Consider the following 26290-nt stretch of genomic DNA (forward strand, 5'->3'; position numbering starts at 1 on the left):
GAGAAGAACCGCGGCCTCCCGGGGAGTCAGCCGCTCCCGCGGCCTGCTCATGGCCCTGGTGGTGACCCTGCTGGCGGCCCTCGGCCTGACCGCGCCGCCCGCCGCGTACGGGCAGGGGAGCGCGGACGGGATGGACGGCGGACGCCCGGCGACGGCCGCCGACCAGACGCTCACCTGGACCGCCGGCAACGACATCGACCGCTACCTCACCGCGCCGGCCGAGGCGGTGGCCGGCCCGGCGACCATCGTCTTCGAGAACAGCGAGGCCACCGGCAACACCACCGGTATGCCGCACACCCTGACCTTCGACACCTCCGACCCCTCGCGCTACAACGCCGACGTCGATCTCAACATCCTGGCCAACCCGGCCGACGACAACGGCGGCCGGCACACCGCCGAGGTCACCCTCACCCCCGGCACCTACCGCTACTACTGCACCATCCCCGGGCACGGCGCCATGCAGGGCACCCTCGTCGTCACCGATCCGGGCGGCGGCGAGGACACCACGGCCCCCGAGACCTCCCACGAGATCAGCGGGCAGCGGGACGCCGACGGCGCGTACATCGGCGGCGCCACGGTGGCCCTCTCCGCGACGGACCCCGGCTCCGGCGTGGAGAAGATCGAGTACGCGCTGGACGGCGGGGAGTTCGCCGAGTACGCGGCGCCGGTCGCGGTCGATGCGGTGGGTGAGCACCGGCTGGTGTACCGGGCGGTGGACCGGGCGGGGAACGTCTCGGTGGAGAAGGCGGTGGAGTTCTCGGTGGTGGCGCCGCCGGAGGAGGACACGACGGCGCCGGAGACCTCGGCGGAGGTGAGCGGTGAGCGGGACGCCGGCGGCGCCTACCTCGGCTCCGCCACCGTCACCGTCTCCGCCTCGGACTCCGGCTCCGGCGTGGAGAAGATCGAGTATGCGCTGGACGGCGGGGAGTTCGCCGAGTACGCGGCGCCGGTCGCGGTCGATGCGGTGGGTGAGCACCGGCTGGTGTACCGGGCGGTGGACCGGGCGGGGAACGTCTCGGCGGAGAAGGCGGTGGAGTTCTCGGTGGTGGCGCCGCCGGAGGAGGACACGACGGCGCCGGAGACCTCGGCGGAGGTGAGCGGTGAGCGGGACGCCGGCGGCGCCTACCTCGGCTCCGCCACCGTGACGATCACCGCCACCGACGCGGAGTCGGGCGTGGAGCGCGTGCAGTACTCCCTCAACGGCGGCCCGTATCTCGCCTACACCGCGCCGGTGACCGTCGCCCGGGCCGGCCCGCACCTCCTGCGCCACCGCGCCACCGACAAGGCCGGCAACACCTCGGCCGCGAAGACGGTGGACTTCACGGTCGCCGAGGAGGGCACCACCGAACCGGACTGCCCCGAAACCGACAACCGGCGCACCGTCATCATCGGCACCGTCGACACCGGTGTCCCCAACCGCGTGACCGGCGACGGCTGCACCGTCAACGAGCTGATCGAGGACGAACGGGCGTGGGACGGCGAGAACGACTTCCTCCGCCATGTCGCCGCCGTCGCCGACCGTCTCCGCGAGGAGGGAGTCGTCGACGAGCGCGAGCACGGCCTCCTCACCCGGGCCGCCCGCGAGTCCGCCATCGGCACCCCGGGTCACACCGGCGGCTACCGCACCCTGTTCGACGGCTCGGCGGAGTCCTTCGCCGACTGGGAGCACGTCGGCGGCGGCGCCTTCGGGCTGACCGGCGGCTCCGCGATGACCAGCAGCACCACCCGCGGCGGCCTCGGCATGCTCTGGTACCCGGACCGGCAGTTCGGGGACTTCTCCCTGAGGCTGCAGTTCCGCGACGACGCGCCGGACTCCGGCCGCGCCAACAGCGGGGTGTTCGTCCGCTTCCCGGACCCGCACTGGCATCCGGGCGAGTCCCGCCCCGAGTGGGTCGCCATCAAGTACGGCCACGAGAACCAGATCCTGGACCGCGCCGACGGCGACATGTACAAGACGGGGTCCGTCTACGGCTTCGACAAGGTGAACCTCGACGGTGCCGGCGTGGAGGAGAAGGGGGTCTGGAACGACTACGAGATCCGGGTCGTGGACCAGCGCTACTGGATCTTCCGCAACGGCGTGCTGCTCAACGTCTTCGACAACGACCCGGGGCTGGTCTTCAACCCGCCCCGCGGGGACGACCCCGGCACCGCGGGCCGGCAGTACGCGGACGGCTTCATCGGCCTGCAGACCCACGGCACGAGCGATGTGATCTCGTTCCGCAACATCCGGATCCAGGAGCTGTAGGGACCCGGCGGCAGCGGGAGCACACCAGGCCGCCCCGGCACGGAAACCCGTGCCGGGGCGGCCGCCTGCCGCAGTGCGGATCAGGTGTGGGGGCAGTTGCCGCGGAACTCCTCGATCTGCAGGCTCGGCCGGGGGAGCGGGCAGAGGAACTGCTCGTAGCGGGTGTCGTTGTCGACGAACCGCTTCAGCCAGGAGATGGAGTACTTGGCGATCTCCGTGTCCGAGCTGTTCGGGGTGAAGTGCGTGGCGTTGTTCAGCTCCATGTACGCCCGGTTGGTGGAGGACGGCAGGCTCTCGTAGAACGGCTCGGCGTGCGAGCGGACCGAGGCGATGGAGTCGCCGTCCGCGCCGACGATGAACGTCGGAACGGTGATCTCGCGCCAGGTCTTGTCGAGGTTCCACGGGGTCAGCGGGATCGACGCCTTGAGGGAGGGCCGGTCCTTCGCGGCCTCCAGCGCGCCGCCGCCGCCCATGGAGTGGCCCATGACGGCGAGCCGGCCGCGGTCGATCCGGCTGCGGACCGAGCTGTCCTGGGTCAGATAGTCCAGCGCGGCGAGGAGCTGGTCGCCGCGGCTGGCCGGCTGGTCCAGCGTGGTGTTGGTGTCGATGGTGAAGACGACGAAGCCCTGGGAGGCCAGCCGCTCGCCGTACCACGACATGCTCGACTGGTAGGCGGTGTAGCCGGGGGAGATGGCCACGGCGCCGAAGGTGCCGTCCGCGGTGCTGGTCGGGTAGTAGATCGTGCCGCCGCCGAATCCGCGGACGGAGAGCGAGGACACCCGGGTCTCGGAGACCCGGTAACTGCCGGTCCGCGCCTCGATGCTGGACTCGGTCGGGTCCGGGCCCCGCTCGTACGGGTTCTCCGCGGCGGCCTGGACGGCGGCCTCCGGGGCGGCCTGCGCGGCCGGCATCAGGGCGACGCCGGTCCCGGTGAGGGCCAGCGCCAGTCCGGCCAGGCTCAGCCGGACGGTGCGGGAACGGGGCTTGCGGCGGTGCCGGCCGGCCTCGGGGGTGGAGGTGTCGTGGTGCAGCGGCTCCATGAGCGTGTACTCCCTGAAGTCAAGGGGGATGTGGGGGAACGTGGGTCATCGTTCAACCGACACACGCCCGTCACATCGGTGAAATCACCGGCCTTCGCCGCGTGTTGGTGCCGCGACCGCCGAAGTTCCAGGTCAGGGAGGTGGATTGACGGGTCTCCTTCGCCGGGACGATGCGTGACCGCCCGGTGAACAGCGATCATGGAGGGGTGTCCTCACTGCAGAATCGCCGGCGGAGCGCGCCCCGGGAGCCCCAGATGGTGGTGTGCGGCGACGACGCGCTCGCCCACCGGCTCGCCGCCGAACTCTCCGGGATGTACCAGGAGCCCGTGACGCTCGTCCTGCCGCCCACCGGGGAGGGCCGCCGCCCGCTGGACGGCATCCCGGGCCGCCGGGAACCCGTGGTGCCGGTACGGGTCATCGAGGCCCGCGCCCTGGACGACGAGGTGCTGGCCGAGGCCGGGGTCGCCACCGCGCAGGCGCTGGCCCTCGTCCACGACGACGACGAGACCAACATCCACGCCGCCCTCCGCGCCCGCCGGCTCAATCCCCGGGTGCGGCTGGTCATCCGCCTCTTCAACCGCAAACTGGGCCGGCACCTGGAGGAACTGCTCGACCGCTCCGTGGAGATCGCCGCCCCCGACCTGGGCCCGGTCGCCGTGGACGCCTCCACCACGGTGCTCTCCGACGCCGACACCGCCGCGCCCGCCGCCGCCGCCGCCATCGTCGGCACCAGCAAGGTCGTCCACGCCGACGGCCTGATCCTCCGCGCCGCCGAGCGGCCGCCCGCGGCGCCCGGGGAGCCGGACACCCGGCCCTCCCTCTGCACCCTCGCGCTGTTCTCGGCCGCGGACAGCCCGGACGCGGGGGAGGGCTCCGAGGACAGCGGCGACGAGGGCCCGCGGCTGCTGCCGGACGACGAACTGGCTGCGGGATCTCCCGAGCGCGGCCGGGTGGTGCTGGAGACGGTCATCCACGACGGCGTCCCGGCCCCGCCGCGCCGCCTGAGCCGGACCCCGCCGCTGAGCACCCTGTTCTCCCGCCGGATGCGGATGTCGCTGCTCGGCCTGGTGATCGCGGTCGGGGCGCTGGCCGTGGCGTCCGTCCTGCTGACCGGCGACGACCCGCTGCACGCCGCCTATCTCTCCCTGCTCGACCTCATCGCGATCGGCGACCCCGCCGAGGGGGAGGAACCCGCCCGGCAGATCCTCCAGCTCCTCTCCGGCATGGTGGGCCTGCTGCTGCTCCCCGTCCTGGTGGCCGCCGTGCTGGAAGGGCTCGGCACCTTCCGGTCGGCGAGCTCGCTGCGCCGGCCGCCGCGCGGGCTCTCCGGGCACGTGGTGCTGCTCGGGCTGGGCAAGGTCGGCACCCGGGTGCTGTCCCGGCTGCACGAGATGGGCGTCCCCGTGGTCTGCGTGGAGCACGACCCGGACGCCCGGGGCGTGGCGCTCGCCCGGCGGTACCGGGTGCCGACGGTGATCGGGGACGTCACGGAGGAGGGCGTGCTGGAGGCAGCCAAGGTGCACCGCAGCAGCGCCCTGCTGGCTCTCACCAGCTCCGACAGCACCAATCTGGAGGCGGTGCTGTACGCCCGCGGGGTCTCGGACCGGCTGCGGGTGGTGCTGCGGCTGTACGACGACCGGTTCGCCGCGGCGGTCTACCGCACCCTCCGCGACTCCCACCCCGGGGCGACGACCCGCAGCCGCAGCGTGTCCTCGCTGGCGGCGCCGGCCTTCGCCGGGGCGATGATGGGCCGCCAGGTGCTGGGGGCGATCCCGGTGGAACGGCGGGTCCTGCTGTTCGCGGCGGTGGAGGTGAAGGACTGCCCGGCCCTGGAGGGCCGCACGGTCGGCGAGGCGTTCCGGCCCGGCAGCCGGCGGGTGCTCGCCCTGGACGTGGCCGCGCCGGCCCACCGCCGTCCCGATCTCGCGGCCCTGCCGCCGGGCTGGCAGACCGTGGAGCGGGAGCTGCTGTGGCAGCCGCACCCCGGTTATGTGCTGCGGCCGGAGGACCGGGTGGTGCTGGCCGCCACCCGGCAGGGGCTGGCCGAGCTGCTGGGCCGGCACCCGCGGCCCGGCCGGGACGGCCCGGAGGACGGCGGCCCGGCGCCGGCCCGGAGCTGAGCGGTCCCGGGGCCCCGGGCCACGGGAAAGGCGGCCCGTCCACGCCGGAGGGCCCGTCCGCGCCACCGGTGGTGGTGCGGACGGGCCCTCGTCCGGTACGGCTGCGGGGTGCCGCCGTCCCGGGTCAGTACTTGGCGGCCGGCTCGCTCACGCCGTCCCCTCCGGAACCGGAGGCCCCGGCCCGGCGGTCACGGAGATGCTGCAGATAGGAGGAGAGCTCCCGCTTGACGACGGGCGCCAGCAGGTAGAGGCCGATGATGTTGATGACGGCGGCCAGGAAGAGCATCGCGTCCGCCATGTTGATCAGCGCGCCGAGGGTGAGCAGCGAGCCCGCGGCGACGATCACGCTGAAGAGCACCTTGTAGATGTTCTCGCTGGTGCGGCTCCGGCCGAAGAGGTACGTCCAGCACTTCAGGCCGTAGTAGCTCCAGGTGATGATCGTGGAGAAGGCGAAGAGCAGCACCGCGATGGTCAGGATGTACGGGAACCACGGCAGGACGGTCTCGAAGGCGTCGGACGTCAGCGTCACGCCGTCGCCGGGGCCCTCGCCGGCGGCGGCCGCCTCGCGGGCGTTCTCCCAGCTCGGGGTGGAGGCGATGACGATGGTCAGCGCGGTCATCGTGCAGATGACGACGGTGTCGATGAACGGCTCCAGCAGCGCGACCAGGCCCTCGGTCACCGGGTGCCGGGTCTTCACGGCGGAGTGCGCGATCGGCGCGGAGCCGATGCCGGCCTCGTTGGAGAACGCGGCCCGCTGGAAGCCGACGATCAGCACGCCGATCGCACCGCCCGCGACGCCCTCGGGGTTGAAGGCACCGCTGACGATGCTGCTCACGGCGTCCGGCAGGGCCGGGATGTTGACGCCGATGACGATGAGACACGCGGTGACGTAGATGCCCGCCATGGCCGGGACCAGCCGGCTGGTGACGTTGGCGATGGACTTGATGCCGCCGAGGAGGACCAGGGCGACCAGGGCGGCGAGCAGCACACCGAAGAGGAGGGCACCCGTGGAGTTGCCGAAGATGCCGTCCTCGCCGCCGGTGACGGACTTGAGCTGGGTGAAGCTCTGGTTGGCCTGGAAGAGGTTGCCGCCGAAGAAGGTGAAGAAGAGCAGGGAGACCGCGACACCCACGGCGAGGACCTTGCCGACGCCGCTCATGCCGCGCTCGGCGAGGCCCTTGCGCAGATAGTGCATCGGGCCGCCGGAGACGGTGCCGTCCTCGTGGATGTCCCGGTACTTCACGCCCAGGGTGCACTCGACGAACTTGGTCGCCATGCCGAGGAGACCGGCGACGATCATCCAGAAGGTGGCTCCGGGCCCGCCGATGGTGACGGCGACGGCCACACCGGCGATATTGCCGAGGCCGACGGTGCCGGAGACCGCGGCGGTGAGCGCCTGGAAGTGGCTCACCTCACCGGGGTCGGTCTTGTCCTCGTACTTGCCGCGCACCAGGTCCACCGCGAGCTTGGCGCGGCGGGCCTGGACGAAGCCGAAGTAGATGGAGAAGACGACGCCCGCGACGACCAGCCAGCCCACGATCCAGGGGAAGGGGGTGGGGAAGACGCCGAAGTCGGTCTCGTAGAAGACCCACTTGGTGAGGAACGCGGCTACGGGGTCGAAGACGCCGTTGACGGCTTCCTCGATCGTCGAGGTGACGGAATTGCTTGCCATGAACGGAACCTCTGGCTGGTGTGGTGCTGAGGACGAGGGCCCACCTCGGCGGTTGCCGATGGTGCGCTGATAAGACGGATTGGGAGTTCCTATCACGGAGAGCAATCGCACCGATGTGATGTGGGTCACTTTGCCGCAAGGTCATGGCAGTCTTTATTGCTCTGTAACCGGACAAAAGCGCGCGATAGATTCGCTATACAGGAACATCGGCCCGGTGAGCGGTGCGCGGTCGGGTACACACCGTTACGTGATCGCAACGCGCGGCCCGGCCTCCGCCGCCCGTCCGAACGGGCGGCGGAGGCCGGGCCGCGTCCGCCGGTGCCGCTCCCGTTCTCAGCGGGCCACGGCTCCCGGCGGGCCGTGACGCTCAGCGGGTCACGACATGCCGTTCGTCCGGTACGCAGTGCGTCATGGTCAGCCCCGAGACGTCGCGCGGCGGGTTCTTGCCGAGGTTCGCCAGCCGCCGCCGGTCCTCCTCGGTCAGCTGCTGGCCCGGCAGCGGTTCGAGATGCGCCACCTCGGGGGTGTCGATGCCCAGCCCCTCGCCGACCCGCAGCCCCAGGTCGTTCTCCACCAGCAGGAAGTGCCAGAGCATGCGCTCCTGGACCGGGCGGTCGCACTGGGAGAGCAGGGTGACGAAGTTCCGCACCAGGTCGTCGCGTTCCCAGTCCTCCAGCAGCAGATAGCGCTGCCCGGCCTGGAGGTAGTCGTTGGTGCGGGGGATGCGCTTGCGGGTCAGCTTGCCGCGGATCTCCGGACCCTGGTCGTCATGGGTGGGGAAGGCGGCCTCCTGCAGCCCGCCCAGCAGCGACGGCTCGTAGTTGATGTGCGTGTTCTCCGCGCCGCCGTCGATGTGGTACGTCATCTGGCCGTCGCGCTGGTTGGTGCGCACCGGGGCGTTCTTCGCCTGGTTGACCGGCACCTGCAAGTAGTTGGGGCCCACCCGGTAGCGCTGGGTGTCGCTGTAGGAGAAGGTCCGGCCGACCAGCATCTTGTCGTCCGAGAAGTCCAGCCCGTCGACGAGCACACCGGTGCCGAACGAGATCTGCTCGTTCTCGGCGAAGTAGTTGGCCGGCATCCGGTCGAGCACCATCCGGCCCACCGGCTTGGGCGGGAACTCCTGCTCCGGCCAGGTCTTGGTGTCGTCCAGCGGGTCGAAGTCCAGCTCCGGGTGCTCGTGGTCGTCCATCATCTGGACGAGCAGCTCCCACTCCGGGTGGTCGCCGCGGGCCACGGCCTCGTAGAGGTCCTTCGTCGCGTGGCCGGTGGCCTCCGCCTGCACGTTGGCGGCGTCCTCCTCGGTCATGCTGCGCACGCCCTGCTTGGGCATCCAGGTGTACTTCACCAGCTTGGTGCCGCCGTGGGCGTCCACCCACTTGTAGGTGTTGACGCCGAAGCCCTGCATGTGGCGGTAGTCCGCGGGGATGCCGCGCGGACTGAAGAGATTGACCAGCATGTGCATCGATTCCGGCGTCTGGCTCATGAAATCGAAGATGCGGTTCGGCTGCTGCTCGAAGGTGATCGGGTCGGGCTTGAGCGCGTGGATCACATCCGGGAATTTGATCGCGTCGCGGATGAAGAAGACGGCGAGGTTGTTGCCCACCAGGTCCCAGTTGCCGTCCTCGGTGTAGAACTTCACCGCGAAGCCGCGCGGGTCCCGGGCGCACTCCGAGGAGTCCCGGCCGCCGATGACGGTGGAGAAGCGGACCGCGACATCGGTGCGCTGGCCGCGCTCCTGGAAGAGCTTGGCGCGGGTGTAGCGGTCGATCGGCTCGTCGCCCCAGGCGCCGTATGCCTCGAAGTAGCCGTAGGCGGTGACGCCGCGGGCGTGGACGACGCGCTCCGGGATGCGCTCCCGGTCGAAGTGGCTGATCTTCTCCAGGAACTGGTAGTTCTCCAGGGTGGCCGGTCCGCGCGCACCGACGGTGCGCTGGTTCTGGTTGTCGTAGACCGGGTGCCCTTGCCGGTTGGTGAGTACGGGCCGTTCGTCTCCCCGGCCGGCGCCCTTCTTCTCTACGTCCGTCACGGTGCTGGGCTCCTTCGCTCGTCGGTGCGCCGCGCCGCGCCGGATGCCGCGAGCGGCTGCGTGTGCGTACCCCGGGGAGCGGGGGGCCTAACAGAAGAAGCGAACGCAGTACTCCGGTTCAACCGCAAGACTTCGCCGTAATTGCAGATGTACTTGCAGTGACGGATGGTCCGGGGCGAGGATGGTTCCCCGGGCGTCCCGCCCCCTCAACCGCCCCTCGACGCTGCGGAGCGCGCGATGACAGCACATCAGGCACGGCGGGGCGGCGGCCCGGACCCCACCGGCCCATCACGCGCCGCCGGGGCCGCGCCGATGTGCGGCCCGGATTCCCGCCCCCGCCGACCCGCCGCCGGTCACATCGGGCACGGCAGCGGCCGCCCGGGCCGGGCCGCCGCCGAGGCCGAGCGCGAATGGGACCCCTTCACCCGTCTGCTCCTGCTGCTGGAACTCTCCGGCCGGCGCTCCTGGCTGGAGGACCTCACCTCACCCGACCGCAACTGACCGGCGGCCGGAGGCCCTCCCGGCGCCCCTCCACGCGCCTCCGCGCCCCGGCCGGCCGCCGGCGGTGCGCCTCCTCCCTCCACGCGGGAGCCCGGCGGTGGAGTAAGCCGGGGAGACGGGGTACCTGGCACAGAAGCGCACCGGCGGGCCCCGTTCACCGGTGCGCCGTCCGCCGCGTACCAGGAGGAGTCACCACCATGGCCATCGCCACCGTCAACCCGGCCACCGGCGAGACGCTGAAGACCTTCGATCCCCTCGGCGACGCGGAGATCGGCGAGCGGATCGAGCGGGCCGTCCGGGCGTTCCACACCCACCGCGTCACCGGCTTCGGCGGGCGCGCCGAGCTGATGAACCGCGCGGCCGATCTGCTGGAGGCGGAGCAGGAGGACATCGCCCGGACCATGACCACCGAGATGGGCAAGACCCTGGCCGCCTCCCGCGCCGAGGCCGCCAAGTGCGTCAAGGCGATGCGCTGGTACGCCCGCAACGCCGAGGCGCTGCTGGCGGACGAGGAGCCGGCGGCCGCCGACATCGAGGACTCGGGGGCCGTCCGCGCGTACGTCCGCTACCGCCCGCTCGGGGTCGTCCTCGCCGTCATGCCGTGGAACTTCCCGCTCTGGCAGGTGATCCGCTTCGCGGCACCCGCCCTGATGGCGGGCAACACCGGGCTGCTCAAGCACGCCTCCAACGTGCCGCAGACCGCGCTCTTTCTGGAGGACCTCTTCCGCCGGGCGGGCTTCCCGGAGGGCTGCTTCCAGACGCTGCTGGTCGGGTCCGGCGCCGTGGAAGGCATTCTGCGCGATCCCCGGGTGTCCGCCGCGACCCTCACCGGCAGTGAGCCCGCGGGCCGTTCCGTGGCCTCGATCGCGGGGGACACCGTGAAGAAGACGGTGCTGGAGCTGGGCGGCAGCGATCCGTTCATCGTCATGTCCTCCGCCGGCATCCCCGAAGCGGCGCGGACCGCCGTGACCGCGCGGGTGCAGAACAACGGCCAGTCCTGCATCGCGGCCAAGCGCTTCATCGTGCACACGGACGTCTACGACGACTTCGTGGACCGCTTCACCGCCGCGATGAGGGACCTGACGGTGGGTGACCCGATGGACGGGGCCACCGATGTCGGGCCGCTCGCGAGCGAGAGCGGCCGCGCCGATCTGGAGGAACTGGTCGAGGACGCGCGGGCGCGCGGGGCGACCGTGCTCTGCGGCGGCCGGCGGCCGGAGGGGCTGCCGGCCGGCTGGTTCTACGAGCCGACGGTGCTGGCGGGCGTCACCCCGGAGATGCGCGTCCACCGCGAGGAGGCGTTCGGACCGGTGGCCGCCGTCTACCGGGTCTCCGGCACGGACCAGGCGATCCAGCTCGCGAACGACACCCCGTTCGGGCTCAGCTCCAACGTGTGGACCCGGAACCCGGAGGAACAGCGGCGCTTCGTCCGCGATCTGGAGGCGGGATCCGTCTACATCAACGGCATGACGGCCTCGCATCCCGCCCTTCCCTTCGGGGGTGTCAAGCGTTCCGGGTACGGGCGCGAGCTGGCCGGGCACGGCATCCGCGAGTTCTGCAACCCCACCACGGTCTGGTACGGGCCGTCGCACGCCGAGACCGGGGCCGGCGCCGCGGAGTGACACCCCGGAAGGGGGACACGGGCGTCCGTGACCGGCACACGGCGGAACAGGGAATCGCCGGGCTCCCGGGTCCGCGCTTCGCGGCCTGCGGCGGAGCCACGGCCCGCACGGTCACCGGTGCCCGCGCGGGCGTCCGGGACGCCACCGGGCCGGACGCCGAGACCACTGCCGGGAGCCGGTGATGCGCCCGAATGGGGGCGACGGCCGGGGTGAACGGCCTCCGGCCGGGTACGCGTCCCCCGTTCCCCGGTGGCGGGCCGCCGCCGGGGCCATCCGCCGCACCAAGAACTGGGAGACCTCGATGACGAGTCCGAACCCCGACCCCGCACCCCCGGCTCCGACCCGCCGCCGGGGCCGGCCCCGGCCCCGTACCGGACCCGGTGCCGCCGGCCCCGACACCGCCGCCCGGCCCCGGCCCCGGCCCCACCCCGGACCGAAGCCGGGGCCGAACCCGGGGCCCACACCCGTCCCGGAGCCGGACCCGATCCCACCGGTCCCGCCCGGTCCGAACCACCCCGATCCCACACCGGAGCCGCAGCCCAGCCCGGTCGGCGGAACGGCGGAGAACTGAACGATGGATCTGCTCGATGCCTTCGACACCGCCTGGCTGGAGTTCGACCGCCGGGTGCACCGGGTCCGTGAGGACCAGTGGGGCGAACCCACGCCCTGCACCGCGTGGACGGTGCGCGATCTGGTGAACCACCTGGTCGGTGAACACCTCTGGGCTCCCTGGCTGCTGCGCGGGGCCACGCTCGCCGAGGTCGGGGACCGCTTCGACGGCGATGTGCTCGGCGACGACCCGATCGCGGCCTGGGAGCGGGCCGCCGCGGAGTCGCACGCCGCCTTCCACCGGCCGGGCGCCCTGGACGGCCACGTCGACACCAGCGGCGGGGAGAGTCCCACCACCGACTACGGATGGCAGATGACCACGGATCTCACCGTGCACGCCTGGGATCTGGCCCGGGGCATCGGTGACGACGACACCCTCGGCGACGAACTCGCGGCGGCGGTGTACGAGCGGGTCGAACCGGAGGCCGCCGGCTGGCAGGGCTCCGGGCTCTTCGCCGCGCCGGTGCCGGTGCCCGAGGGGGCCCGGGCGCAGGACCGGCTCGTCGCCCTGCTCGGCCGGAAGCCGTAGCCGGGCCCGTGGCAGGGGCCGCCCGTACGGGGGCGGCCCTCGCCGGCCGGCGGTGAGGAACCGGTGGGGGCCGGAGCCGCCGCGCCGGCCGGGCCCAGGGCTCACCACGGGCCGCCGCCGTCCTGGCCGCGCCCCCGCGGGCCCCGGTACCCGTGCGCGAACGCCGCCCGCCGGGCCCGCCGCCGGCGCAGCAGCGGCCGCAGGGCCCAGGCCAGCGCGGCGCAGAGGACGGCCGCCGCCCCGGCGTACGGGAGCAGCCGCCCGGCGGCGGAGGCGGTGCCCTCCGGCGCGGTGGCGGTACCGGCGCTCCGTACGGCCGCCGGGGGACCGTGCAGCGGCTCGGAGGCCCGGGCCGGCGCCGGGTTGAGGGTGCCGACCGACGGGGCGTCGTCGGCGATGGAGAAGCCCCAGTCGAGCAGGGACCGGGTCTCCTCGTAGACGGCGTGGGGGCGGCCGGAGCGGGGGTTCATGACGGTGACCACCAGCGTGCGGCCGTCCCGTCGCGCGGCCGCCGCCAGGGTGTTCCCGGCGTGGGTGGTGTAACCGTTCTTCACCCCGACGAGGCCCGGATACGGCTCCACCCCCGGCCCGCCGCCGAGCAGCCGGTTGGTGTTCTGGACCGCGTAGGTGCCCAGCGCCCGCCCTCGCTCGTCCCGGCCGGTGGGGAAGCGCGTGGTGGCGAGGCCGGCGTAGCGCGCGAAGTACGGCTGGGCGAGCCCGGCCCGGGCGAAGAGGCTCAGGTCGTACGCCGAGGAGACCTGCCCCGGGGCGTCGTAGCCGTCGGGGGAGACCACCCGGGTGTCGTGTGCGCCGAGCATCCGTGCCCTGGCCCGCATCTGCCGGACGGTGTTCTCCACCGAGCCGTTCATCGCGGCCAGGACGTGCACCGCGTCGTTGCCGGAGGCGAGGAAGACGCCGCGCCAGAGGTCGGCGACCGTGTACCGGTGGCCCGGCCGGAGCCCGACCATGCTGCTGCCGGCGCCCACCGCCCGGAGGTCCGCCGGCCGCACGGTGTGCAGCCCGTCCTGCGGGAACCTGGGCAGCAGGGTGAGGGCGAACAGCATCTTGAGGGTGCTGGCGGGCGGCAGTCTGAGGTGGGCGTTCCGGGCGGCCAGGACCCGGCCGGTCCGGGCGTCGGAGACCATCCACGACCGGGCGGACAGGTCCCGGGGCAGGGTCTGTGCCGCTCGGCCGCGCGGCACATGGAGGCCGGGGGCGGACAGGGGGCGTGTGTCGCGGACCGCGGAGCGGGGACCGTGCCGGCCGTCCTGCCGCTCGTCCGCGTGGGCCGTGGGCACGGTGCAGCAGGCGAGGAGGGCGAGGAGGGCGGTGGCCGCCACACCGGCCCGCTGGGTGATTCCGGGGGGCTTGTCCATATCTGCACCGTAGGAACGGTTCGCCGGGCCTGCCGCGTGTTCCTGCTCCATCCGGGCAGCGGCCCCGACGCGGCGCCAGAAGCGGTGCGCAGTCGGGCGGTTGACGTCACGTCAGCTCGGCGGCCCGGGCGTCGTGGACCGCGCAGCGGCCGGCCGCCCGGCGGTCCCGGAACGCCGGGCGGCCGGGCGGCGGGCCTCGCGAGGACCCGGTGGCGGGAAGGGGCGGGCGGCGCCGGGGAGGACCGGTGCGGGACCGCCGGGCCTCAGCCGGCCTGCCCCGCGGGGACGACGAAGACGACACCGCGGCCGGCGGCGGTCCCCGTGCGCTGCTCGCCCGGCGACATCAGGACGCCCGGCTCGCCCCCGCAGTCGGCGGCCGGGTAGAGCTGGGCGGCCAGCTCGGTGCTGTTGCGGAACGCCGTGGGCACCACGCCGTCGAAGGGGTAGCAGATGCCGACCCGGGGGGTGTCGATCTGCTGTTCCGGTCGCTTCTCCCCGTAGGCGAAGGACAGGGGGGCGGGCAGTTCGGAGGGTACGGAGGCGGACGGCTTGTCACTCCCCTTGCCGGCCGAAGTGTCCTCGGACGACGCCATTTTGGCGCCCACGAGCACCGCCGCGATGATTCCCGCCGCCGCGGCGACGGACAGATATCTGGTCAACACGCGCATGGGGTCCTCCAGGGCCGGTTCAACACGTTCTCGTGATGCACCTTGGCCCCCGGTGAACCACCGGCATGTCAGGCATACCGCTAAGTAACCCGATAAGCCTATTAATTGGCTCCGAAGGTCCGCCTCCGCTGCGCCGCCCGGGGGAGCGGAGGCCGCGAGCCGCCACAGGCCAGGGGGATGCGGCTGCCCAGCGGGCCGGCGCCCCGGCGACACCGCGGAGGGCACCAACGGCGACCTGATCCTGTTCCCGGAGACCCGGCACGAGCCGGAGGTGCTGGAGGACTCGGCCTCCTGCTCACCCACCGTGGCCGGAGGCTGAGCCGCCGCCGTCCGCCGAAGTTTCTGCCGCCTGCGTTGAACACACGGGCGGTCACCGTCCGTACCTCCTGCCGTCAGAGGCGCACACCCGCGCCGGACGGGAATGCGGATCGCAGGAGTAAAGATGAGGAAGTGGCAGAGCGCCTCGATCGCGGTGACGGCGGCAGCGGTGATGCTGTTGACGGCCTGTGGCCAGGAGCCGGGCGGCGCCGGTGCGAACGCGGCGCAGCCGGCGGGACAGGCGGAGGCCGCCGTCCCGCAGGACCCGGGAGGTGGTTACGGAGAGAGCGGCAGCACCGGCGCGGCCCAGAAGGCCAAGCCCGCGGGGCAGCTGACCATCGGCGACAGCGAGGAGCTCGGCCCGGTTCTGACCGACAGCGCGGGGTTCACCCTCTACCGCTTCGACAAGGACACCGCGAACCCGCCGAAGTCCGCCTGCGAGGGCGAATGCGTCAAGGCGTGGCCTCCGGTCCCGGCCGCCGACGTCTCGTCGACCAGCGGCATCGACGCCGCCCTGCTGGGCGAGGTCACCCGGTCGGACGGCACCAAGCAGCTGACCGTGGACGGCTGGCCGATGTACCGCTACGCCAAGGACACCGAGCCCTGGCAGACCAACGGCCAGGGCGTGGGCGGCACCTGGCACGCGGCGGCGCCGGACGGCAAGAAGGCGCAGCCCGGCAGCGAGACGGGCGGCGAGCCCGCGGGCAGCGCGCCCGCCGGCGGCTCCGAAGCCGGTGCGGACCTGCCCGCCATCTCGGCGGTCAAGGACGCCGAACTCGGCGAGATCCTGCGCGATGCCGAGGGCCGCACGCTCTACCGGTTCACCAAGGACAGCGCCTGGCCGATGAAGTCCAACTGCGTCGGCAAGTGCGAGGAGCTGTGGAAGCCGGCCCGGCCGGTCGACCTGAAGGACGTCGAGGACATCGACCCCAAGCTGCTGACCACCTTCAAGCGCGCGGACGGCAGCAAGCAGCTGACCGTCGACTGCTGGCCGCTGTACTGGTACACCGGTGACGAGAAGCCGGGCGACACCAACGGCCAGGGCGTCGGCGGCACCTGGTTCGCCGTGGCGCCCAGCGGAAAGCTGATCAAGAGCTGACCGCCCGTGCCGGGCGTACCGACCGACCGGACCCCGGAAGCACGGATCCGTTCCCGCCCCCGCCGGATTGCCCCGGCGGGGGCGGGAGCGGTCGCGGTGCGTCACGCCCGGGCACCGTACCGGTCGTGAATCCGGACAAGAAGTGACACAGTGGCCTTGGAGGTCGTACCTGCGAAGCCGGCGCACCGCCGACGGCGGTCGACCGCGTCGGGAGGTCACATGGCGGAACCTGACGCGGCCCCACGGACGGGGCTGCCGGGCGGCGAAAACCGCCTGCCCCCCGACACCGCCAGGAACCTGGCCCTCAACCGCATCGGCCTCTTCGAATGGGACCTGGAGAGCGGCCGCATACAGATGGACCGGGTGGCCCTGGACATCTTCGATCTCCGGCCGGAGGAGTACCCCGGCAACGCCGATGCGCTCATCAGCCGGCTCAGCCAGGAGGAGTCCGACCGCATCGACGCCGTCGTGGACGAAGCCCTGGCGAAGGGCCGGGAGGCCCACGGCACCTACTTCCGCGTCCGCCGGCGGGACGGCTCGCTGCGCTGGGCCCACGGCCAGGGCCATTTCCTGTACGACGGCGCGGGCAAGCCGCGGCGCATCGTCGGCATCGTCCGCGACGCGACCCAGGAGCTGACCAGCGCCGTCGAGCGGGGCGCCGTGGAGGTCGGGCACCGCCCGCCCGGCATCGGGATCGAGATGACCGCCGCCGCCCTCAGCCGCGCCCTGACCGTCCGGGACGTCATCGAGGTCCTGGAGAGCATCGGCGGCGGCCCCGGCACCGGAAGACCCGTCACCCTGATGCTGGGGCTGGTGGAGGGCAGCCGGCTCCATCTGATCACCCAGGGCCGGATCGGTGCCGGACCCGCGCCGGAGTACTCGGCGCTCGACGACGAGAACCCCATGTGCGAGGTGGTGCGCACGGGGGAGCTCCGGCTGATCGGCTCCCGCCAGGAGTTCGCCGAACGCTATCCGCGGCTGTGGCCGCACCTGGAGCCGGTGGAGTTCGGCTCGGCCGCCTATCTGCCGCTGGTCGCACAGTCGCGGACACTGGGCGTGATCGGCATCCTCTTCCGCGAGGAGGTGCCCTTCACCCCCGAGGACCGCGGCAGCTACGTCGGTTTCAGCACCACCCTCGCCCAGAGCCTCCAGCGGGCCATGCTCTTCGACCACGAGCACGAGGTCGCCGAGGGCCTGCAGCAGACCATGCTGCCGCGGATCCCGGCCGTCCCCGGCGCCGAGGTGGCCGTCCGCTACCGCGCGGCCCGCCTCCGCCGCGAGCTGGGCGGCGACTGGTACGACCTGATCCCGCTGCCCGGCGGGAAGGTCGGCGCGGTCGTCGGGGACGTCACCGGGCACGACATCAAGGCGGCCGCCGTCATGGGCCAGCTGCGCATCGCCCTCCGGGCCTACGCGGCCGAGGGGCACTCGGCCGCCACGGTCATGGCCCGGGCGTCCGTCTTCCTCGACGAGCTGGGCAGCGACCGCTTCGCCACCTGCCTCTACGTTGAGGCCGACCCGCTCGCGGGCGAGCTGCGGATCGTCCGGGCCGGCCATCTCGACCCGCTGCTGCGGCAGGCCGACGGGACCTGCCGCCCGCTCCCGGTGGCCGGCGGGCTGCCGCTCGGGCTGTCGGCCGAGTTCGACGCTCTGGAGTACCCGGTGACGCCGGTGGAACTGGGCGCGGACGAGACCCTGGTGCTGTACACCGACGGCCTCATCGAGCAGCCCGGCACCGACCTGGACGAGGGCCGCAGGGAACTCGTCGAGGCCCTGACCAGCGGGCCGTACGACTTGGAGGAGCTCGCCGACCACCTCCCGCGCGCCCTCGGCGACCGGACCGGCGACGACGACACGGCCCTGCTGCTGCTCCGGCGGGTGGGGCACCCGGAACCGCGCCTCCGGCGGCGGCTCCACCAGCACGTCGCCCCCGCCGACCCGGAATCGCTGGCCACCGCCCGTCACATGCTCCGTGAGGCGGTCCGCGCCTGGGGCGTCACCGAACGGGCGGACGACATCGAACTGGTCGCCGACGAGCTGATCACCAACTCCCTGCTGCACACCGACGGTGGTGCCGTGGTCACCGTCCTCATGCTGCCCGGCCCCGAACGCCGGCTCCGCCTGGAGGTGCAGGACCGCTCCAGCGGCTGGCCGCGCCGCCGTGAGCCCGGCGACGCGAGCACCTCCGGGCGCGGACTGCTGCTGGTCGACATGCTGACCGACGTCTGGGGCGTGGAGTCCCGAGGGCCCGGCAAGGCAGTCTGGGGCGAGTTCAGCCCCGCCTCGGGACGCTGACGGCCGGACCCGGCCGGCCGGGGATGTGGTCAGAGTTTGCGGAAGGTGCGGGCGTCGTCGGCCGCCGACAGCACCATGCCGAGATCGGCCCCGGCGGACGCCGTGACCACGGTCGCGACCGCGCCCTCGACGAACGGCGCGTCCGCGATCCGTACGCCCTCCGGCAGCGCGTCCGGGCCCGTGTCGGCCAGCAGCGTCTTGACGGTGAGCACCGCGCTGCCCATGTCGCAGAGCACCACGACCCCCGCCCCCTCGTCGGCCCGCGCGACCGCCTGCCGGACCAGCTCGGAGCTGGTGCCGATCCCCCCGGCCTCCGCGCCGCCCGCGGCGACGACCGGCGAGGGATCTCCGGCGCCCACCAGATCCCGGGCCAACCGGGCGGTCGATTCGGCCACTTCACGACTGTGCGAGACGAGCACCACCCCGACGCGGCCCGGGGCGCCGGTTCCGGCGGACGCCGGAGCGGTTCCGGCGCCCGTCCCGGCTTCCGTCCTCCCGGCGGCCGTTCCGCTCTCGGCCGCCGTCCCGCCGCCGGCCGGTGCGGGTACGTCCTTCCCGGCAGCCCCCGAGCCGGTGGTGCCCCCGGCCTCCGTCCCGGTCCTCCCGCCGGTCTCCGGGGCGGGGCCCGCCGCCGCCTCGTGGAGGGCGGTGAACAGCAGGGCCGTGGAGGTCGCGCCCGGATCCTGGTGGCCGACGCTCCGTTCGCCGAGATAGCTGGCCCGGCCGCGACGGGCCCGCATCGGGATCGTCGCCTCGGCCCCCTCCCGGGCGGCACGCGCCGCCGCCGCCAGCGCCCCGGTCAGCGGCGCGCCCTCCGTGAGCGCCCGCTGGTACGCCTCGGTCGCCGGGGCGAGGGCGTCGACCATGGTCTTGTCCCCGGGCCCGGAGTCGCCGAGCCTCCGCACGCCGGCCACCGCGGCCGCCAGGGCCTCACCCAGGGCCTGCGGCGACACGGTCCCGTCCTCACCGAGCGCCTTCGCGGCGCGGCGCATCACCGTTCCGTAGAGCGGGCCGGACGCGCCGCCGACCTTGCCGATCAGATGGGTGCCGAACCCCTTGAGCAGGGCGCCCGGTGTGGTGGCCGCCGCGTACGCCTCGGAGGCGGAGGCCGAGTCGAAGCCGCGCCGCATGTTGGAGCCGTGGTCGGCGTCTCCGATGGCCGAGTCGAGATCGGTGAGATGGTCCGCCTCCCGCCGGATCGCGGCGGCGGCGAGGTCCAGCCAGCGGCGGAAGAAGGCGGTGTCGAGCACGGGGGCGGGCGAGTCCGGGGACGCGGTCATGGGAGGGAACTCCTCGGTTCGCGGCGGCTGGTACGCGGGGCCGGGGGCCGGCCCGTACGGAACCCGTCCAGTCTGGGGGCCGCGACCCCGCCCGTCGACGCCGTTGATCGGCTTGTCGGTGCGCGTGTCGCGGTGCGCGCCGCCGTCGCGCGCCGTCCGGGTCCGCGCGCACGCCGCGACCGGGCCCCGCGCACCGGGCGCCGTTTTCCGGCGCGTGCGTGCGGGCCCCGGCGGGAAGGCGGTCGGAAGTGGTCGGCCGGCCACGCGCCGGAGTGACCGGCGCGGGCGGTGACGTGCGGTGATGTGGCGCCCACGGCGCGGGCGTTACGGCCCGGGCGGTGGGCCCGGTGCGGTCAGGCCCGGCGACGCATCGGGGGCAGACGGAACGGACGCGAGCCGGGTCCGCCGATGTGCGAGAAGGGCTGGGTCCGCCAGTCCAGGCTCTGAGGGAGCGTCAGCAGCAGGGCCGCGTCCTGCTCCTGCGCGTCCAGCGAGTCGTCGGCCGGGGAGGTCTCGGCGATGTTCCGGCCGGTGCCCGGGCAGACGGTGAGACCGAAGGGATTCCACGGGCTCGGGCAGAGCGCGTGTTCGGGCAGGACGTCCTCGTCGGCGAGGAGCGCGATGGGACGCGCGCAGTCCGGGCAGGTCACCCGGAACATCTCGTAGGTCTCGTGGGTACTGTCCTCGTCGCCGTCGTCGGCCGCCTCGAAGTCCTGCGGCTCGAAGTCGGCGGCGACGGCGGGTGTTCGATCGCGGTTGCCGCGACCCGGGCGCTTCAGGCTGCGCATATGTTCGTCTCTCCCCCTCGATGGGACGGTGAGGCGCTGTGGCCTCGACCACAGCAGACTTTTCCCGCGCCCCGGCACAGGTAATCGCGGCACTTTCGCGGACCCGTCGCCAGCGGTGTGGTCTTCGTCACACGGGCCGGGTGGGGGTGCGCTGACCTGCGGTTCAACGGCCCTGTGCGCAGGGTTGACGAGGGGCGGCGGCGGATGCGGGCCGAGGGCTCCGGGCGCACGCCGGGGCGCCGGGCCGGCGCCCGGCCGGCCCGGCCGGGATGCCGAGCCCGGTGGCCCGCGCGCGGCCGGGCCGCGGCACGGGAGCGCGGACCGGTGCCGGCCGTGCGCGGCCGCGTGCGCGTGCCCGAAAGCCGTGTGTCTCACGGGGGCGGTGACGCTGTAGGTTCTTGCGCTGTGGAGGAACTGGACCGGCAGATCGTGGAACTGCTCGTCAAGGACGGGCGCATGAGCTACACCGACCTGGGCAAGGCCACCGGCCTGTCCACCTCGGCGGTGCACCAGCGCGTCCGCAGGCTGGAGCAGCGGGGTGTGATCCGCGGCTACCGGGCCGTCGTCGACCCCGAGGCCGTCGGGCTGCCGCTCACCGCGTTCATCTCCGTGAAGCCCTTCGACCCCAGCGCGCCCGACGACATCGCCGACCGGCTCGCGGGCGTCCCGGAGCTGGAGGCCTGCCACAGCGTGGCGGGGGACGAGAACTACATCCTCAAGGTCCGCGTCGCGACGCCCCTGGAGCTCGAACACCTGCTCAGCCGGATCCGTTCACTGGCCGGGGTGTCCACCCGCACCACGGTCGTCCTCTCCACCCCGTACGAGGCGCGCCCGCCCCGGATCTGACCCCGGGGCGCGTCCGGCGCCGCCGTGGGGCGACACTGGGAGCCGATTCCGCCCCGACGCGACGCTCCGTGAGGCAGCCCCAGTGAACGACCGCTCCCCCCTCCAGGCCGACGACGACCGCACCGTGCTGCTGCGCGGAGGGACGGTCCACAGCCCCGCCGATCCGTTCGCGACCGCGATGGTCGTCGAGCGCGGCCGGGTCGCCTGGGTCGGCTCCGAGGGGGCCGCGGACGCCTTCGCCGACGGCGTCGACGAGGTCGTCCGGCTCGACGGGGCCCTCGTCACCCCGGCCTTCACCGACGCCCATGTGCACCTCACCGCCACCGGCCTCGCCCTGACCGGCCTCGACCTCTCCGGCGCCCGCAGCCTCGACGCGGCACTGGACCTGGTACGCGCCCACGCCGCCGCCCGCCCCGGCGACCGGGTGCTGCTCGGCCACGGCTGGGACGCCGGCGACTGGCCCGGGGGCCGGCCCCCGTCCCGCGCCGAACTGGACGCGGCCACCGGCGGCCGGCCGCTCTACCTCAGCCGCGTCGACGCCCACTCGGCCGTCGTCACCGGAGCCCTGCTCGACCGCGTGCCCGGCGTCACCGCCCTCGCCGGTTTCCGGGACGACGCGCCGCTCACCGAGGACGCGCACCACGCCGTACGGCGGGCCGCCCTCGCCGCCGTCACCCCCGGTTCCCGGGCCGACGCCCAGCGCGCCGCCCGGGCCCACGCGGCCTCCCGGGGCATCGGCTCGCTCCACGAGTGCGCCGGGCCCGACATCTCCGGCGAGGACGACTTCACCGCGCTGCTCGCCCTCGCCGCCGCCGAGCCGGGCCCGCGCGTCGTCGGCTACTGGGCCGAACCCGTCGCGAACGCGAAGGACGCCGACCGGATCCGGAGCCTCGGCGCCGTCGGCGCGGCCGGTGACCTCTTCGTCGACGGCTCCCTCGGCTCCCACACCGCGCATCTGCACGAGCCGTACGCGGACGCCCCGCACACCGGAGCCGCGCACCTCGGGGCGGACGACGTCGCCGCCCATGTCGCGGCCTGTACGGAGGCCGGACTCCAGGCCGGTTTCCACGCCATCGGCGACGCCGCGCTGAGCACCGTCGTCGCGGGCGTCCGGGCCGCCGCCGACAAGCTCGGCCTCGACCGGGTACGGGCCGCGCGGCACCGTGTCGAGCACGCCGAGATGCTCACCCCCGAGACCATCGCCGCCTTCGCCGAGCTGGCCCTCACGGCCTCCGTGCAGCCCGCGTTCGACGCGGCCTGGGGTGGCGAGGAGGGCATGTACGCCCAGCGGCTCGGCGCCGAGCGGGCCAGGACCCTCAATCCGTACGCCGCGCTGCTGCGCGCCGGTGTGCCGCTCGCGTTCGGCTCCGACAGCCCGGTCACCCCGTTCGACCCGTGGGGCACCGTGCGGGCGGCCGCCTTCCACCGCACCCCCGGGCACCGCATCACCGTGCGCGGCGCCTTCACCGCCCATACCCGGGGCGGCCGGCGGGCCGCCGGCCGGGACGACGCCGGTGTCCTGGTCCCCGGCGCCCCCGCCGACTACGCGGTGTGGCAGAGCGGCGACCTCGTCGTCCAGACCCCGGACGAGCGGGTGGCGGCCTGGTCCACCGACCCCCGCTCCGGCACCCCCGGCCTGCCCGAACTCCTGCCCGGCGGACCGCTGCCGGTCTGCCTGCGGACGGTGGTGGGCGGCCGCACGGTCCACACCCGCCCGAACGAGTGATGTGCCGGAGTGCCGTCCGGGTGCCGTGCGACGGGGCGGACCCGCCCGGCCTTTCCGCCGCTACCTGCGCATCTTCACCCCTGACCTGCTGGGTTGTGAGAACGACGCAGGTCGGACGAGTGTTGACAGAAAGCGGTTGGCGGCCGGTAGGTTCGGCCGCGTCCACCACAGGACGTCCGACCGGGGAATCTCCGCGCAGTCGTCGAGCGCCGCTGGGCCACGGGTGGTGCGCCGGCACGGTGTGCCGCCACTGGGAGCCAGGTCCAGCCACCGCGCCACGGGACGGGGGAGGATTCCGGCCGGTCGGCAGGTGCGACCCGGGTGGGGCCCGGACGCTCAGTAGACAACGGCTTCGGTCGGCCCGCAGCCAGCGGGTCCCGGGTCGGCCCGAAGGGCACCGGGCCCCGCCGTAGCGCTTTCCGCTGGGGGTACCCCGTCGTTCCCGGGCCCCGGCTCCTCCCGTTCTCCGGCTTCCCCGCCTCTGAGGGCGCGGTGGGGTGCCTGCTCTCCGCCGCGGCCCCGCGGCCCGCCGCGCGACGCCCCGATCGCCCTGTGGTCCGCGCCGCCCTTGCGTCCTTCCGCGCACCTCCCGCTCCGTCCACCCGCTCCGCCTGCTCCGTCCGCGCGAGTGCGCCCGCGCGATGCCCGCGAGCCCCGGGTGACGGCTGAGGACTACCGGCAGGACTCCGCCTTTCGGGGAGCGGCGGGGTACCGTCACCTCATCAGCGCACGACCTGCAGGAAGGCACGCCACCGTGCATTCGGGCCCCGCCACAGACACGGACCGCCCCTCCGGGGACCGCCCGCCCGCCGAGGGTGCCGCGGAATCCGGCCGGTCCGCCGCCGGGCCTGCCGCGGCGCCGGGTGCCGAGCCCGCCGCCGGGCCCGGTGCGGCCGCCGTTCCGCCCCGCCCGGGGCGGCTGCGCCGGACGGGGCGGCTGGTACGGCGCGAGGCGCCCCGGAGCGCGCTCGCCGCCGCGAGCGGGCTCGGCCTCGCCCTCGCCTTCCCGCCGTACGACCTGTGGCCGCTCGCCCTGCTCGCCGTCGCCGCGCTCAGCCTGCTGACACGCGGCCGCACCGCGCGCCAGGGCGCCTGGACCGGATTCGCCTTCGGGCTGCCGTTCTTCTTCGTCCTGCTGCGCTGGCTCCACGTCATCGGCTACGACGCCGTGTTCGGTCTCTCCGTCATCGAGGCGCTGTTCCTGAGCGCGCTCGGCGCGGGGCTCGCGCTGACCTCCCGGCTGCCGCTGTGGCCCCTGTGGGCCGCCTGCCTGTGGGTCGCCGAGGAGTGGGCCCGGGACCGGCTGCCGCTCGGCGGCTTTCCGTGGGGACGGCTGGCGTTCGGCGTCACCGGCTCGCCCTATCTGCCGCTCGCCGCGCTCGGCGGCGCGGTGCTCGTAACCTTCGCCGTCGCGCTGAGCGGCGCCCTGCTCGGCTCCGCGGCCCTCGCGGCGGCGCGGCTGCGGCCCGGCCCGCGCACCGGCCCGGAGGACCGGAACGGCCCCGGCGGCCCGGATGCCGCGGACGGCCCGGGCACCGCGGACGGCTCCGACCGCTCGGACGGCGCGGAGGAGGCCCGCACACCGGCGGCCCCTCCGTCCCCACGCCGTCCCGGTCCGCCCCGTCCTCCGGCGTGCCGTCCCGCCCGTCGTGCTGGCCCTCGCCGTGGCGCTGGCCGGGTACGCCGTCCCGGTGCCCACGGAGGCCGACGACACCGCCCGGATCGCCGTCGTCCAGGGGAACGTGCAGCAGCCCGGGATGGACTTCCTGGGCCGCCCCATGCTGATCCTCAACAACCATGTCGAGGCCACCCTCGACCTGGCCAGGGACGTCGAGGCCGGCCGGGAGCAGCGTCCGGACCTGGTCATCTGGCCGGAGAACGCCTCCGATCTCGATCCCTTCCGCTACCCGGAGGCGGGTGCCCGGATGGACGAGGCGGCCCGCGCCGTCGGGGTGCCCATCCTCGTCGGGGCCCTCGTCGACCACCCCACGAAGGAGGGCTACGTCGAGAACCAGGGCATCGTCTGGGACCCGGAGACCGGCCCCGGGGCCTCGTACACCAAGCAGCACCCGGTGCCGTTCGGCGAGTACGTGCCCTTCCGCGACCAGCTCAGCAAGGTCATCACCCGGCTCCAGCGGGTGCCGCGCGACTTCTACCCCGGTGACACCACCGGCGTGCTGCAGACCGGACCGGCGCGGCTCGGCGATGTGATCTGCTTCGAGGTCGCCTACGACGAGATCGTCCGCGACACGGTCAACGCCGGTGCCCGCGCGCTCGTCATCCAGACCAACAACGCCACCTACGGCCGCACCGGCCAGCCCGAGCAGCAGCTCGTGATGTCCCGGCTGCGTGCCGTCGAGCACGGCCGCGCCGTCGTCACCGCCGCCACCAGCGGCATCAGTGCCGTGGTCCGGCCGGACGGTGTGATCGACCGGCGCACCGAGGAGTTCACCCGCGACGTGATCACCGCGGACCTTCCGCTGCGCGACGACACGACCGTCGCCGACCGAATGGGAGCGGCGCCCGAATGGGTGCTCGCTATCGTGGGCCTCCTGTCCTGCGCCGCCGCGATCGCACTCGGCCGGCGGGGACGTACGGACCGGAGGGGATAGCAGTGGCAGACGGCGGACAGCGGCGATACGGCCCGCTCGGCACGGTTCTGGTGATCATTCCGACCTACAACGAGGCCGGCAACATCAAGCCGATCGTGGAGCGGGTGCGGTCCGCCGTCCCCGAGGCCCATGTCCTCGTCGCCGACGACAACAGCCCCGACGGCACCGGCAAGCTCGCCGACGAGCTCGCCGCCGAGGACGAGCAGGTCCATGTGCTGCACCGGAGGGGCAAGGAGGGCCTGGGCGCCGCCTATCTCGCGGGCTTCCGCTGGGGCATCGAACAGGGGTACGGCGTCCTGGTCGAGATGGACGCCGACGGCTCGCACCAGCCCGAGGAACTGCCCCGGCTGCTCACCGCGCTCAAGGGAGCCGATCTGGTACTCGGCTCCCGCTGGGTGGCCGGCGGACGAATCGTCAACTGGCCCCGGTCCCGGCAGCTGATCTCCCGCGGCGGCAGCGTCTACTCCCGGCTGCTGCTGGACGTCCCGGTGCACGACGTCACCGGCGGCTACCGCGCGTTCCGCGCCGAGACGCTCACCGGGCTCGGCATGGACGACGTGGCCTCGCAGGGCTACTGCTTCCAGGTCGACCTGGCCTGGCGCGCGGTGAAGGCCGGTTTCCACGTTGTCGAGGTGCCCATCACCTTCGTCGAGCGGGAGGTCGGCGACAGCAAGATGAGCCGCGACATCTTCGTCGAGGCGCTGTGGCGGGTCACCGCCTGGGGTGTCGGTTCCCGGGCGCAGCGCGTGCTGGACCGCGTGAACCGCGCCGCCGCCCGCCAGGAGGGCTAGGACCTCTCGTCCGGGGCCTCTCGTCCGGAGCAAACCGGGCTCGCGGGGGACCGCGGCCGGGCCCCGTGCGGAGTCCCGGCTTCCGGGCGGCTCCGTGCCAGGTTTTCACCGGAGCCGCATGGGCATT

17 protein-coding genes and 2 pseudogenes are annotated in these 26290 nt (G+C 73.8%); 11 read left to right on the plus strand and 8 right to left on the minus strand.

The window, feature by feature from the left end:
- Positions 1 to 49 precede the first annotated feature (49 nt).
- A complete protein-coding gene (locus E4N63_RS28830; RefSeq protein WP_230242691.1) occupies positions 50 to 2245 on the plus strand; it encodes an OmpL47-type beta-barrel domain-containing protein in 2196 nt (731 codons plus the stop codon).
- A gap of 80 nt (positions 2246 to 2325) precedes the next feature.
- On the opposite strand, the gene E4N63_RS28835 is transcribed toward E4N63_RS28830, so the two are convergent.
- Positions 2326 to 3285: an alpha/beta hydrolase gene (locus E4N63_RS28835; RefSeq protein WP_230242102.1), complete on the minus strand. Its 960-nt coding sequence runs from the start codon at positions 3283 to 3285 to the stop codon at positions 2326 to 2328.
- A 254-nt stretch (positions 3286 to 3539) separates the two neighbouring features.
- Between E4N63_RS28835 and E4N63_RS28840 the strand changes: the two genes are divergently transcribed.
- Positions 3540 to 5405, plus strand: coding sequence for an NAD(P)-binding protein (locus E4N63_RS28840; RefSeq protein ID WP_230242694.1), 1866 nt, complete (start codon positions 3540 to 3542; stop codon positions 5403 to 5405).
- 124 nt (positions 5406 to 5529) lie between these two features.
- On the opposite strand, the gene E4N63_RS28845 is transcribed toward E4N63_RS28840, so the two are convergent.
- A complete protein-coding gene (locus E4N63_RS28845; protein ID WP_125623825.1) occupies positions 5530 to 7077 on the minus strand; it encodes a sodium:alanine symporter family protein in 1548 nt (515 codons plus the stop codon).
- Positions 7078 to 7444: 367 nt separating this feature from the next.
- On the minus strand, positions 7445 to 9103 hold the full coding sequence (locus E4N63_RS28850; RefSeq protein WP_125623826.1) for a catalase: 1659 nt from the start codon (positions 9101 to 9103) through the stop codon (positions 7445 to 7447).
- Positions 9104 to 9340: 237 nt separating this feature from the next.
- Between E4N63_RS28850 and E4N63_RS28855 the strand changes: the two genes are divergently transcribed.
- The 3 genes from E4N63_RS28855 to E4N63_RS28865 all read left to right on the plus strand — a co-directional run bounded on the left by E4N63_RS28855 (position 9341) and on the right by E4N63_RS28865 (position 12364).
- Positions 9341 to 9604 (plus strand): hypothetical protein, encoded by a 264-nt coding sequence (locus E4N63_RS28855; protein WP_230242104.1) that lies wholly within the window; start codon positions 9341 to 9343, stop codon positions 9602 to 9604.
- Between the two features lie 197 nt (positions 9605 to 9801).
- A complete protein-coding gene (locus E4N63_RS28860) occupies positions 9802 to 11226 on the plus strand; it encodes an NADP-dependent succinic semialdehyde dehydrogenase (protein ID WP_230242106.1) in 1425 nt (474 codons plus the stop codon).
- Between the two features lie 574 nt (positions 11227 to 11800).
- Positions 11801 to 12364, plus strand: a complete 564-nt coding sequence (locus tag E4N63_RS28865) for a TIGR03086 family metal-binding protein (protein ID WP_125624254.1) — start codon at positions 11801 to 11803, stop codon at positions 12362 to 12364.
- Positions 12365 to 12465: 101 nt separating this feature from the next.
- Here E4N63_RS28865 and E4N63_RS28870 read toward each other — a convergent pair whose 3' ends face one another.
- Both E4N63_RS28870 and E4N63_RS28875 read right to left on the minus strand, forming a co-directional pair.
- On the minus strand, positions 12466 to 13740 hold the full coding sequence (locus E4N63_RS28870) for a D-alanyl-D-alanine carboxypeptidase family protein (protein WP_125624255.1): 1275 nt from the start codon (positions 13738 to 13740) through the stop codon (positions 12466 to 12468).
- A 263-nt stretch (positions 13741 to 14003) separates the two neighbouring features.
- The gene (locus E4N63_RS28875; RefSeq protein WP_230242107.1) at positions 14004 to 14402 is read right to left on the minus strand and encodes a hypothetical protein; all 399 of its coding nucleotides are present in this window, start codon (positions 14400 to 14402) and stop codon (positions 14004 to 14006) included.
- A gap of 448 nt (positions 14403 to 14850) precedes the next feature.
- Between E4N63_RS28875 and E4N63_RS28880 the strand changes: the two genes are divergently transcribed.
- Both E4N63_RS28880 and E4N63_RS28885 read left to right on the plus strand, forming a co-directional pair.
- Positions 14851 to 15825, plus strand: coding sequence for an SCO0930 family lipoprotein (locus E4N63_RS28880; RefSeq protein ID WP_125624257.1), 975 nt, complete (start codon positions 14851 to 14853; stop codon positions 15823 to 15825).
- A 219-nt stretch (positions 15826 to 16044) separates the two neighbouring features.
- A complete protein-coding gene (locus E4N63_RS28885) occupies positions 16045 to 18120 on the plus strand; it encodes a SpoIIE family protein phosphatase (RefSeq protein WP_230242108.1) in 2076 nt (691 codons plus the stop codon).
- 29 nt (positions 18121 to 18149) lie between these two features.
- Here E4N63_RS28885 and E4N63_RS28890 read toward each other — a convergent pair whose 3' ends face one another.
- From E4N63_RS28890 to E4N63_RS28900, 3 genes and pseudogenes are all read right to left on the minus strand, one after another.
- Positions 18150 to 18542, minus strand: coding sequence for a PTS-dependent dihydroxyacetone kinase phosphotransferase subunit DhaM (locus E4N63_RS28890; RefSeq protein WP_230242696.1), 393 nt, complete (start codon positions 18540 to 18542; stop codon positions 18150 to 18152).
- Between the two features lie 207 nt (positions 18543 to 18749).
- A pseudogene (dhaL, locus tag E4N63_RS28895) lies at positions 18750 to 19370 on the minus strand (dihydroxyacetone kinase subunit DhaL); the annotation flags it as partial.
- Between the two features lie 383 nt (positions 19371 to 19753).
- Complete coding sequence (locus tag E4N63_RS28900; RefSeq protein ID WP_125624260.1) at positions 19754 to 20188, minus strand: hypothetical protein; 435 nt, start codon at positions 20186 to 20188, stop codon at positions 19754 to 19756.
- 405 nt (positions 20189 to 20593) lie between these two features.
- Here E4N63_RS28900 and E4N63_RS28905 point away from each other — a divergent pair, with 405 nt between their 5' ends.
- The 4 genes and pseudogenes from E4N63_RS28905 to E4N63_RS28920 all read left to right on the plus strand — a co-directional run bounded on the left by E4N63_RS28905 (position 20594) and on the right by E4N63_RS28920 (position 26163).
- Positions 20594 to 21034, plus strand: a complete 441-nt coding sequence (locus tag E4N63_RS28905) for an Lrp/AsnC family transcriptional regulator (RefSeq protein WP_043468861.1) — start codon at positions 20594 to 20596, stop codon at positions 21032 to 21034.
- Between the two features lie 178 nt (positions 21035 to 21212).
- A complete protein-coding gene (locus tag E4N63_RS28910; RefSeq protein ID WP_230242698.1) occupies positions 21213 to 22760 on the plus strand; it encodes an amidohydrolase in 1548 nt (515 codons plus the stop codon).
- 754 nt (positions 22761 to 23514) lie between these two features.
- Positions 23515 to 25372, plus strand: a pseudogene (lnt, locus tag E4N63_RS28915) (apolipoprotein N-acyltransferase).
- A gap of 2 nt (positions 25373 to 25374) precedes the next feature.
- On the plus strand, positions 25375 to 26163 hold the full coding sequence (locus E4N63_RS28920) for a polyprenol monophosphomannose synthase (RefSeq protein ID WP_228429654.1): 789 nt from the start codon (positions 25375 to 25377) through the stop codon (positions 26161 to 26163).
- Positions 26164 to 26290: the final 127 nt, after the last annotated feature.

Origin of the sequence: Streptomyces sp. MNU89 (assembly GCF_020982505.1) — a bacterium.
Taxonomy (GTDB): domain Bacteria; phylum Actinomycetota; class Actinomycetes; order Streptomycetales; family Streptomycetaceae; genus Streptomyces; species Streptomyces xinghaiensis.